Raw genomic sequence first — 10,860 nt, 5'->3', positions numbered from 1 at the left:
GCGGGCGGCACGACGCCGGCTTAGGGCCGGCGACTGAACAGCCGCGGGCGCGAGCCCCGGCGGCGCTGTTCGGCGCGGCCGGCCCGGCCCGTCGTGCGTTGCCCGAACGCCTCGCCGACGTCGGCCTGCTCTAAAATTCCGCAATGCAGCGGGCTGATTTGATGATGACAAGATGATAACAGGGGAACCGGAGGGACTGCCAACGAAGATGCCAGAGCGATGCTGAGCGTGATCATCCCGACTGACGGGGTCGAGCAGACCGCCGTCGCCACGCTGTCCGCGCTGGTGCCGGGCGCGGCGGCGGGCGTCGTCACCGAGGTCGTGCTGGTGGACCGCTCGGCGGATTCCAGCGTGATCGAGCGCGTCGCCGACGTCGCCGGCTGCCATTTCATGAAGTTCGAGGGCTCCCATGCCGCGGCCCTCGCCGCCGGCGCCGCCAGGGCCCGGGCGCCCTGGCTGATGTTTCTGCCCGCGGGCGCGGTGCTCGATCCCGGCTGGATCGACGAGACCATGCAGTTCGTGCAGAGCGTGGGCGCCACCGGACGTCCTCTCGCCGGCATCTTCCGCTACGCCCGGTCGCCCTACGCGACCGTCAGCCTGCGCGACCGGCTCCGCTCGATCGCGCGTGCCGTGGCCGGGCCGCTGGGCGACCAGGGCCTGCTGATCGCCCGGGAGCACTACCGGCAGGTCGGGGGCTACCGGCCGGAGCACAAGCGGGCGGAGACGCGGCTGCTGCGGCAGCTCGGCCGCTCCTCACGCACCATGCTGCGCAGCCGGATCGTCATGGTGTAGGCATCGCAGTACTTGCCAAAGTCAATCAATTGATTGACAATAGCAAGTATTGGAGATGTCGCCATGACAGCCTTGCCGTCCGACAGCCAGGTCGCCGCCGTCCGTGCCTTCAACCGCTTCTACACGCGGAAGCTCGGCGCGCTGGATCAGCATCTGCTCGACAGCCCGTTCTCGCTCGCCGAGGCGCGCGTGCTCTACGAGCTCGCGCAATCCGACGCGCTCTCGGCTAAGGAGATCGGGCTCTCGCTCGGGCTCGATGCCGGCTATCTCAGCCGCATCGTTCAGAGCTTCGACGAGAAGGGCCTGATCAGCCGCACGCCGCTGCCGTCGGATCGCCGGCAGCAGCAGCTCAGCCTCACCGCGAAGGGGCGGCAGGCATTCGCCCGGCTCGACCGCAGCTCGCAGAAGGAGATCGCGGCGATGATCGCGCCGCTCGCGCCGGCGAGCCGCGACCGGCTGGTCGGAGCCATGGCGGCGATCGAGACCGTGCTGGAGCCGGCGCAGCCGCAACGCTCGCCCGTCCTGCTGCGCAGCCACCGCCCCGGCGACATCGGCTGGGTGGTGTCGCGGCATGGGGCTGTCTACGCCGAGGAATATGGCTGGAACATCAGCTTCGAGGCGCTGGTCGCCGAGATCGGCGCGCAGTTCATCCGTAGCTACGATCCGGCGCGCGAGCATTGCTGGATCGCCGAGCTCGACGGCGAGCCGGTCGGCTCGATCTTCCTTGTCAAGGGCAGCGACGCCGTCGCCAAGCTGCGGCTGCTGCTGGTGGAGAAGAAGGCCCGCGGGCTCGGCGTCGGTCGGGCCCTCACCGAACAATGCATCCGCTTTGCGCGGGAGACGAACTACACGACGATCGAGCTGTGGACGCAGAGCATCCTGACCGCCGCGCGCGACATCTATGCCCGCGCCGGCTTCCGCAAGATCGCCGAGCAGCCGCACGCGTCGTTCGGCGTGGAGCTCATCGGCGAGACGTGGCGACTCGCGCTTTAGCCGCGCTGGTCTCAGGTCGTCACAACCGCCATCATTCGGGAAGGGCCGCAGGCCTTGAACCCGGACTCTCGCCATTGCCTTGCGCGCATGAACGTCTTGCACGCGTCAACGAGCTCGAGATCCCCGGTTCAATCCACGCGCTGCCCGTCGCGGCCGCGCGTGCGGATTGCCCCGAAATGACGGAATAGACCGCCAGCTACGCCGTCGCGCCCTGCGCCTTCGGCCGGCGCAGATGCTCATCGAGCCGCGGCATGATCTCGACGAAATTGCATGGCCGCGTGCGGTAGTCGAGCTGCGCGGCGAGGATCCCGTCCCAGCCGTCGCGGCAGGCGCCGGGCGATCCCGGCAGGCAGAAGATGTAGGTCGCGCCGGCCACGCCCGCGGTCGCGCGACTCTGGATCGTCGACGTCCCGATCTTGGCATGGCTCAACAGGTGGAAGGCGATCGAGAAGCCGTCCATGCGCTTCTCGAACAACGGCTCGATCGCCTCCGGCGTGACGTCGCGGCCGGTGAAGCCGGTGCCGCCGGTGGTGATGACGACGTCGACGCCGGGATCGGCGATCCATCTCTTCACCACCGCGCGGATCTTCTCGACATCGTCGGTGACGATCTCGCGCGCGGCGAGCTTGTGGCCGGCGGCGGTCAGCCGATCGCTCAGAGTGTTGCCGGACTTGTCGTCGTCGAGCGAGCGCGTGTCGGACACCGTCAGCACGGCGATGTTGAGGGGAATGAAGCTCTTGCTCTCGTCGATCGCCATGGTCGCGTCTCCTACAGCGAGTTGGCGCCGAACGTATTGCAGGCCTGCACCGTGCCCTGCTGGTATCCGACCATGAACCAGCGCTTGCGCTGCGCGGCCGATCCGTGGGTGAACGAATCCGGCACCACGCGCCCGGTCGCCTGGCGCTGCAGGGTGTCGTCGCCGATCGCCGATGCCGTCGTCAGCGCGGCATCGATGTCGCCCTCCTCGATGAAGCCCGGCCGCTTCTTGGCCTCGCGATTGACCCAGACGCCGGACAGGCAGTCGGCCTGCAGCTCGACCTTGACCTGCAGCGCGTTGGCCTCCGCCTTGCTGCCGACCTGCTGCTGCATCCGCGTCACGCGCGGCAGGATGCCGAGCAGGTTCTGGACGTGGTGCCCGGCCTCATGGGCGATGATGTAGGCCGCGGTGAACTTGCAGGCGTTGCCGGAGCAGCCGCGGAAGCGGGTCTCGACCTCGCGGAAGAATCCCGTGTCGAGGAAGATCTGCCGGTCGGGCGGACAATAGAACGGTCCCATCGCCGACTGCGCCATGCCGCAGCGGCCGCCATTGGTGCTGTTGCGGAACAGCACGATCTTGGGTCCGGTGTAGCTCTGGCCCGACGCCTGGAAGATCTCGCTCCAGCGATCGTCGATCTCGCCGAGCACGCCGGCGATCATGTCGCCCATCTCGTCCTTGGGCGCCCCGGTCTTGCCGGCCGAACGGCGATCGGTCTGGTAGGTCGGCGCGCCGCCATGGCTGATCATCTCGGCGCCGCCGATCAGGATGCGCGGGTCGATGCCGAAGGCGTAGCCGATCAGGCCGAGCACGATGATCGTGCCGATGCCGAGCCCGCCGCCGCCGATCGGCAGACCCATACCGCCGCCCATCCCGCCGCCTTCGTCGCGACGGTCGTCGATGTCGTCGCTGCGACGGAAATCATCGTAACGCATGGCGGCCTTTCCTCACTGTCCTTGCGCGGCTCTGCGCGAAAATCCCAACGCGGCAAACAGGTAAAATTTCCACTGTGTTAATCAATAACCCGGCCGGCAAATTTTGCCTAGCTTCCGCCAAAAAATCCGTCGCGCGCAGCGTCCCTCGCCGATGGCGGCTTCGCGCGCCGCGGCGAAAACACGATTGCAATCGCCACCTTGCAGCGCGCGCGACCGATGTCGACGGCGCGCATCATATCGCCGATGCGCATGATGAACATGCTTGCTGAGATGCGAAAAATTTTCCTGATTAAGTCCATTTTTACTTTGCCGGGTCAATGTGTGGGCAGTCGGTTGTTAGGTCCCGCGTCGCCGACAGCGTCGCCTGAGTCAGAGTTCTTGAGTCATGGTTGAGTCGCGTCGCGGGGCGTCTGCAAGGGCGCCCCGCACTAAATTTCAGGCTCTTGAAGAGCACCGAATCATCGTCGGCGACTGCGTCGCCGAGATGTCGAAACTGCCAGGCGCATCCGTCGACCTGGTGTTTGCAGATCCGCCCTACAATCTGCAGCTCAAGGGTGAGCTCAAGCGTCCCGACGAATCGCAGGTCGACGCGGTCGACGACGATTGGGACAAGTTCTCGTCGTTCACCGCGTATGACGACTTCACCCGCGCCTGGCTGCTCGCCGCGCGGCGCGTGATGAAGCCGAGCGCGACGATCTGGGTGATCGGCTCCTACCACAACATCTTCCGCGTCGGCGCGATCATGCAGGATCTCGGCTTCTGGATCCTCAACGACATCGTCTGGCGCAAGTCGAACCCGATGCCGAACTTCCGCGGCCGCCGCTTCACCAACGCGCACGAGACCATGATCTGGGCCGCGCGCGACGAGAAGGCGAAGGGCTACACCTTCAACTACGAAGCGCTGAAGGCCTCCAACGAGGACGTCCAGGCGCGCTCGGACTGGCTGATCCCGCTGTGCACCGGCGAGGAGCGGCTGAAGGACGGCGACGGCAAGAAGGTTCATCCGACGCAGAAGCCGGAAGGCCTGCTCGCGCGCGTGCTGCTGTCATCGTCGAAGCAGGGCGACCTGGTGATCGATCCGTTCAACGGCACCGGCACGACCGGTGCCGTGGCCAAGCGCCTCGGCCGCCGCTACATCGGTTTCGAGCGCGATAAAGTGTATGCCGAAGCCGCGGAGCGGCGTATTGCCGCGGTCGAGCCTCTCCCTGCCGAGACGCTCGCGCCGTTCATGACGGCGCGCGAGGCGCCGCGGGTGGCATTCTCCGAATTGATCGAGCGCGGCATGATCGCGCCCGGCGCCAAGCTGGTCGATTCCAAGCGCCGCTACGGCGCGCTGGTGCGCGCCGACGGGGCGATCATGCTGGGCGACAAGGTCGGCTCGATCCATCGCATCGGCGCGGTCGCGCAGGGGCTGCCGGCCTGCAACGGCTGGACGTTCTGGCACGTCGAGACCAAGGGCGGCCTCAGGCTGATCGACGAATTGCGCGCCGAGATCCGCTCCGAGATGAGCGCCGCCTGACGTCGCTACGACCTTCGGCGTCCATGTCCGGAATAGCGCGCCAGGAGGTCCTCGACCTCGTATTGCTCGTCGTAGCGGACGTCGTCGCCCGGCACGACGGACAGTTGCGCCGCCCGCTGCGGCTCGCGCCGCATGGCAGCGGGGTGAAAGTCATCGACAGACGGCAGATGCATGCGGTCGAGCTCCGGCTCGGTCGGCCAGCGCGACACGTAGCGCGCGGCGACCGGCTCGATGCGCAATTTGCGTTTCGACCGGGCCCGCGCCAGCAGCACGCTGGTCGAGAAGCCCGCGACCGCCACCGCGCCGAGGAAGGCGAACAGCCGTGTCCGCGCTGCATCCTCCGGCACGCCGCCGACCGACGTCAGCGGAGCGACCTCGGCGACAGCCGGCGATGCCGCGGCCGGTACGACCGGCGCCGCGTCGCTCGATGCCGCAGCGAGCGTCATGGCTGACGGACGCGGCGGCGGCGCCGGCTGCGTCTGCAGCGTGCCCGACGAATCCGGCCAACGCGCCGCGACCGCGGAATCGCTCGCGGCGGCGTTCTCCGTGTCGACCACCGGTGCGGAACTCAACGGCTCGGGACCTGCCGGAGCCGTGGCGTTGGACGGCGCGGCGGCCGGCGCCGGCGCAGCCGGAGAGGCCGGGACCGGCGGGAAGACTACTGACGCGCGCGCGCCCGCGCTGGGGACCGTCGCCGCCGTCTTCACGTCGTCGCCGGATTGAGACGATTCGATTTCCGCGCGCGCATCGGCCGTTGACGACGACAAGGTCGTGCGGTCGCGATGCGAGGCCAGCTTGCGCTTGACGAGCGAGGCGCCCTGCGCGGCGCGATCATCATCACGCAGATACCAGCACTGCTTCTTGGTCGTGCGATCGACTCGATAGAACCAGTGCTTCCCCGCCGGAGTCCCCCCAGGTTTCGCCAGGCATTCGTCAGCCGCCGATGCCGGTTTAAACTCGATTGCCACCGCAGCCGCTCCCGCCAGCGCGGCAGCAGCAACACACGGCAACAAGCTCGCCGTTCGATTCGTCATCAGACCTCCGACGATTCACGCGCCCCCGTTGCGCCGTTTCGGTGATGACTTCGTTCGGAATAAGGCTGCTGCGGTTCCATTTGTCGAAACAATGATAGAACGGCGGTGTCTATTGGATGCGTTCTAATTTTTTCGGGCTGTTTTGTCGCAGCAACAGCGGGAATAAGCGCGAGATGCGGCGCTTCACCGGCTACGTCGCGATTGCAACAACACGCGCTTGTGAGTGCGAGTCCACATGAAAATCCGCATGCGCTGATCGAACGGCGTTCGATGGTTGCACATTCCAATCATTTCACGATCTTCGACAGCGCTTTCTCGACCAGCTCGCGCGTGTATGGCTTCTGGATCACCGGCGCGTCAGATAGTTCGTCCGGAATCGGTGCGCGCTCGCCATAGCCGGTGGCGAACATGAAGGGCACGCCGAGCTCTTTCAACCTGTGCCCGACAGGAAGGCTGCTCTCCGCGCCCAGGTTGATGTCGAGCAGCGCGAAGCTCGGCACCGCGCGCTCGATCGACCGCAGCGCCTGATTGACCGATGCCGCGCTGTCGACATGCCGCGCGCCGAGCTCGAGCAGGATCACTTCGGCGCCCATCGCGATGATCAGATTGTCCTCGACGATCAGCACCGTGCCGGATAGCCGCGGCGTCTGCTCCTCGATGCCCTGATGACGCGACGGCGCGCCCGTGAGCGCGGGCACCATCTGCACGAAATTGGCGGGGATGACGAAGCGCGCCTGCACGCCGAGCAGGTCGAAGCGGATCTCGGCATCGCCCTTGAGATCGAACGGCACCGAGCGTTCGATGATCGTCGTGCCGAAGCCGCGGCGCGACGGTGGCTGCACCGGCGGCCCGCCGCTCTCCTTCCAGTCGATCACGAGGCTCGATCCGGGATCGAGGCGCCACAGCACCTGGACCTGTCCGGTGGAATCGGCGAGCGCGCCGTATTTCGCCGAGTTCGTCATCATCTCGTGCACGACGAGCGCGAGCGTCGCGAACGCCTTGGGGTCGAGCGCGATGTCGGGGCCTTCCATCCGCACCCGCCCGGCGCGCGCGCCGAGATAGGCGCCGGCCTCGGATTCGAGCAGCGAACGCAGCGCGACCGGTGCCCAGTTGAGATTGGTGATCTGGTCGTGTGCGCGCGCCAGCGCCTGGATACGGCCGCCGAGCACGGAGGCGAATTCCTCAACCGAGGTCGCGGTGTCCTTGCTCTGCGCGACGAGGCCGCGCACCAGGCTGAGAATGTTGCGGACGCGGTGGTTGAGCTCGGCGATCATCAACTCCTGCCGCTCCTGCGCGCCGCGGCGCTCGCGCGCAGCGAGCTCCGACAATTGCAGGATGACCTCGAGCAGCGTGACGCGCAGGCTCTCCGCGATGCGCAGGTCGGCGGCGGTCCATGGTTTCGACTGGCCGGCCACTGTCTGCTGCCACAGCTCGAAGCTCTTGCGCGGCGTCAGCCGCGCGCCGAGCGGGCCCTCGGCATAGGTCTTGTTCGGATCGCCGGCCCAGTTGACCGAGCGCAGCACCTCGCGGCGGAAGAAGATCAGGCAGTCGCGCGGCGCGCGCGAGATCGGGATCGCCAGGAAGCCGGCGGCGCGAGCGCGGAACGCCTCGCCCGCCGCATACACCTTGGCGATCTCGGCGCTGGCGCAGATGCGCCCGGGCGAGGTGCGGTTGATGAAGGCGATGAGGTCCTGCACCTCCGCTTCCGTCGGCGTCTCGCCGTCGAGCGTGATCTCGTCGTCGGACCACACCGCAAGGCCGTCGCATTCGATCATCTGGCGATATTCGGCGACGAATTCCAGCATCGCACGCTTGCTGTGCGCCTGCGACGCCGCGCGCTCGATCAGCCGTTCCTGGATCTGATGCGCGCGGCCCTCATAGGCGACGTCGGTCTCGCGTTCGCGCGCCTCCAGCAGCCAGGAATACATCTGGCCGAACAGCTCGGCCGCGGTGCGCTTCTCGAACGACAGATGCCGCGGCGAATAATGGTGACAGGCGAACAGGCCCCACAGCCTGCCGTCGCGCGGGATCGACACCGACATCGAGGCGGCCACGCCCATGTTGCGGAGGTATTCGATGTGAACCGGCGAGACCGCGCGCAGCACGCTCATCGACAGGTCGAGCAGCCCGGCATTGTGCGTCGGGCTCGACGTCAGCGGCGCCGGCGCGGCGTTGATGTCGGCGATGATGCGCAGCCAGTTGCGCTGGTAGAGCTGCCGCGCCTGGCGGGGAATGTCGGAGGCGGGATAATGCAGTCCGAGAAACGGCTCGAGCCCGGAGCCCGCGGTCTCGGCGATGACCTCGCCGGAGCCGTCCGGATGGAAGCGGTACACCATCACGCGGTCGAAGCCGGTCAGGAGCTTGAGCTGCCGCGCGGCCTCCTGCGCGAGGTCGGTCATGCCGGTCGTCTTGCGGATGCGGCCGAGCATCAGCCGCACCATCTCGCCCGAATTGACTCCCGGCTCGATCACGCTGGGCTCGGCCTCGACCACGAGATAGGCGCCGGAGAAGTGGATGGCGAGATCGAACAGCCGTCCCTGCCCCTGCAAGTCGACGCCGAACACCCGCTCGACCGCGTCGGGCCCGCTCAGATAGTCGACACGCGCCCGGATCACCGCCGCGGCGCTTTCGCACATCACCGCGCCGAGCGGCTTGTGCAGCAGCCAGCCGATGTCGCCGCCGAGAAAATCCGGCGCGTTCTCCGATGCCATGCAGATCGTGAAATCCGACACCAGCGCCAGCAGGAAGCCGAACGGCTGGACACTGCCGGGAACATGGATCGGCTCGCGATCGCAATTGGTGAGGTTGACCGGCTCGTTCATGCTGCTGCCATCGCGAGCGCAAACATCGCGAACGCGGCATGCGCGCCGGCGATCACCCGGCCTTCATCCTCCGGCGTCAGCGGCTCGCGGGCGAGTTGCGACAGGAAGCTCGACCACAGCCCCTGCCCTGCACCATGGCGGAGATAACGCGTCGCACGCCTCACGCGCGGATCGGCAGCGGCCGAAACGACGCGCAGCAGATAGGCGGCGCCCAGTCGCGAGCCTTCCAGGACGTAGAGGGTGCCCAGCGCGAACGGCCGGTCGAATGTCTGCGCCGCCAGGTCCAGCGGAGCGATCGTCCCGTCGAGAGCGGCGAGGTCGGCGCGGACCGCGTCGGTCCGCCGCCGCGAGGACCAATCGCCGATGATGTCGGCGACGCCGGCGTCATCCAGCATCTGCTCCAGCGGCAGCAGCGCTGCGGCGCTGGCTTGCAGGAAGCGGCGATAATGCGCCGTCGTCGTCAGATCGAGCCGGCCGAGCCGCTCGTCCAGCGCATGATGCGCCGGGGCGGTGGCCGCTTTCAGCCTGTCGCGAATGCCGGTGCCGGGCGTGCGCAAGTGATCATCGGAAACGGCTGCCAGCAACATCAAGGGGCCCAGGAAAAGGAGATCGGCCGCAGGCACGCGCCACGGCTTCAAGCAACGTCACTGGACGATCGAGGTTCCCGCCTCCTGCTGCTTTTTTGCCGGCGTGTCAGGCCGCAAGCTCGGCGAACGCCTTCTTCACGGCGTCCCGCTCGGACATGCGCTTGAAGTGATCGGCGACCTTCGGGAAGGCGTTGATGTCGACGCCATCGCCCTCGAGCCATTGCGCGATCGTGAACAGATAGGGATCGCAGATCGTATACTGCTCGCCCATCACGAAGGGCCCGCGCAGCATCTTCTCCTCGATCATCGCGAAGCAGGCGCCCATCGTCTCCGGAATCTTGCGCTTCATGTCGGCAAAGGACGACTCCTCGGTCGCCCAGCGATAGCCGCGCATCTTGTGCGCGTGGGCGATATGCACCGTGGAGCAGAGATAGCTGGTGAAGGATTGCACCTCGGCGAAGGCGAACGCGTCGTCGAGAGGTGCGAGCCGGGCCTGCGGAAAACGCTGCGCGATGTAGGCGAGCATCGCGGGCGTCTCGGTCAGGACACCGCGCTCCGTCACCAGCGCCGGAACCCGCCCCTTGGGATTGATCGCGAGATAATCGGGGCTGTTCTGCTGGTTGGTCTTGAAGCTGAGCTTCTCGATCGCGTAAGCGGCGCCGGTGTCGGCCAGCGCGATGTGGGATGCGAGCGCGCAGGTCCCCGGCGCGACATAGAGCTTGAGCATGATGAACCCCGATGAGATGAGCGGCGAACCTAGCTGCGGTGGCATCCGCCGTCCACCCTGCCGGCGCCCGTCGCCGCAGCCGGCGGCTCCCTCCCGCGTTCGCCCAGACGGGACATTGGGTGTCGCACGCGCGATCCGCGCAGATGCGGTCCCGCTTGCCAACGATCGATCGCGACAGAACGACAGACATGACGACCATGCCAGTCATAACCTACCCCTCTCGCGGCGCGAGACGCGCCCGAGTTGTTGCCGAACAGGACCCTCATCACAAAGAGGGCGCAGGGAATGCCGGGTGCTGGCCGCAACCCATGGCCCGCCTGCAGCAAAAAAAGCAGGCGGCAGTCACCACAGGTCCAGCCGGATCATCCGGCATTCCCTGCGCGATGGGCTTCCGTCTTATACGTGATCTCCCTGGTGCGCCGGGCTTTCTGGCCACCATCCCCGCGCGAAGCGAAAGCCTCAACGCGAGTTGACATCAGCATCGGGATGCCAGGACCACACGATTTCAACGTCCGCGAAAGACCCCGCACTGCGCCACGACGGCAAGCCGCCGCAGCCCTGCACGAGGCCGGTCGACGCCGTTCGTCCAACGACGCCGTCGCAGCCACCGCATCCCGCCCCGCGTCTCGTGACGACGCGTACGCCCCTCCTGCCGGGACGGAACGGGGCGGATAAGACACCTGATTTGGGGTGCGAG

General features: G+C 67.2%; 10 protein-coding genes. 3 read left to right on the top strand and 7 right to left on the bottom strand.

All coding sequences use genetic code 11. The features are described from left to right. Positions 1-219 precede the first annotated feature (219 nt). Positions 220-792 (top strand): glycosyltransferase family protein, encoded by a 573-nt coding sequence (locus BRAS3809_RS14415; protein WP_008962839.1) that lies wholly within the window; start codon positions 220-222, stop codon positions 790-792. A 63-nt stretch (positions 793-855) separates the two neighbouring features. Next, on the top strand, positions 856-1,785 hold the full coding sequence (locus BRAS3809_RS14410; RefSeq protein ID WP_008962838.1) for a bifunctional helix-turn-helix transcriptional regulator/GNAT family N-acetyltransferase: 930 nt from the start codon (positions 856-858) through the stop codon (positions 1,783-1,785). 196 nt (positions 1,786-1,981) lie between these two features. Here the strand turns inward: BRAS3809_RS14410 and moaB are convergent, their stop codons facing one another. The 3 genes from moaB to BRAS3809_RS35830 all read right to left on the bottom strand — a co-directional run bounded on the left by moaB (position 1,982) and on the right by BRAS3809_RS35830 (position 3,773). Further along, a complete protein-coding gene (gene moaB, locus BRAS3809_RS14405) occupies positions 1,982-2,542 on the bottom strand; it encodes a molybdenum cofactor biosynthesis protein B (protein WP_008962837.1) in 561 nt (186 codons plus the stop codon). 11 nt (positions 2,543-2,553) lie between these two features. Continuing rightward, positions 2,554-3,474, bottom strand: a complete 921-nt coding sequence (ypfJ, locus tag BRAS3809_RS14400) for a KPN_02809 family neutral zinc metallopeptidase (RefSeq protein ID WP_035656302.1) — start codon at positions 3,472-3,474, stop codon at positions 2,554-2,556. 107 nt (positions 3,475-3,581) lie between these two features. Then, positions 3,582-3,773: a hypothetical protein gene (locus tag BRAS3809_RS35830; protein ID WP_139017356.1), complete on the bottom strand. Its 192-nt coding sequence runs from the start codon at positions 3,771-3,773 to the stop codon at positions 3,582-3,584. Positions 3,774-3,859: 86 nt separating this feature from the next. Between BRAS3809_RS35830 and BRAS3809_RS14395 the strand changes: the two genes are divergently transcribed. After that, positions 3,860-4,993 (top strand): site-specific DNA-methyltransferase, encoded by a 1,134-nt coding sequence (locus tag BRAS3809_RS14395; protein ID WP_083839104.1) that lies wholly within the window; start codon positions 3,860-3,862, stop codon positions 4,991-4,993. 5 nt (positions 4,994-4,998) lie between these two features. Here BRAS3809_RS14395 and BRAS3809_RS14390 read toward each other — a convergent pair whose 3' ends face one another. From BRAS3809_RS14390 to BRAS3809_RS14375, 4 genes are all read right to left on the bottom strand, one after another. Beyond that, positions 4,999-6,027, bottom strand: coding sequence for a hypothetical protein (locus tag BRAS3809_RS14390; protein WP_008962833.1), 1,029 nt, complete (start codon positions 6,025-6,027; stop codon positions 4,999-5,001). Positions 6,028-6,314: 287 nt separating this feature from the next. After that, the gene (locus BRAS3809_RS14385) at positions 6,315-8,849 is read right to left on the bottom strand and encodes an HWE histidine kinase domain-containing protein (RefSeq protein WP_008962832.1); all 2,535 of its coding nucleotides are present in this window, start codon (positions 8,847-8,849) and stop codon (positions 6,315-6,317) included. Beyond that, positions 8,846-9,436, bottom strand: a complete 591-nt coding sequence (locus BRAS3809_RS14380; RefSeq protein WP_008962831.1) for a biliverdin-producing heme oxygenase — start codon at positions 9,434-9,436, stop codon at positions 8,846-8,848. The genes BRAS3809_RS14385 and BRAS3809_RS14380 overlap by 4 nt, the downstream gene beginning before the upstream one ends. A gap of 106 nt (positions 9,437-9,542) precedes the next feature. Continuing rightward, complete coding sequence (locus BRAS3809_RS14375; RefSeq protein WP_008962830.1) at positions 9,543-10,163, bottom strand: glutathione S-transferase family protein; 621 nt, start codon at positions 10,161-10,163, stop codon at positions 9,543-9,545. Positions 10,164-10,860: the final 697 nt, after the last annotated feature.

Source organism: Bradyrhizobium sp. STM 3809 (assembly GCF_000239795.1).
Taxonomy (GTDB): Bacteria; Pseudomonadota; Alphaproteobacteria; order Rhizobiales; family Xanthobacteraceae; genus Bradyrhizobium.
Note: the sequence above shows the minus strand (reverse complement) of the source record. Positions and strands in the feature narration are given on the sequence as shown.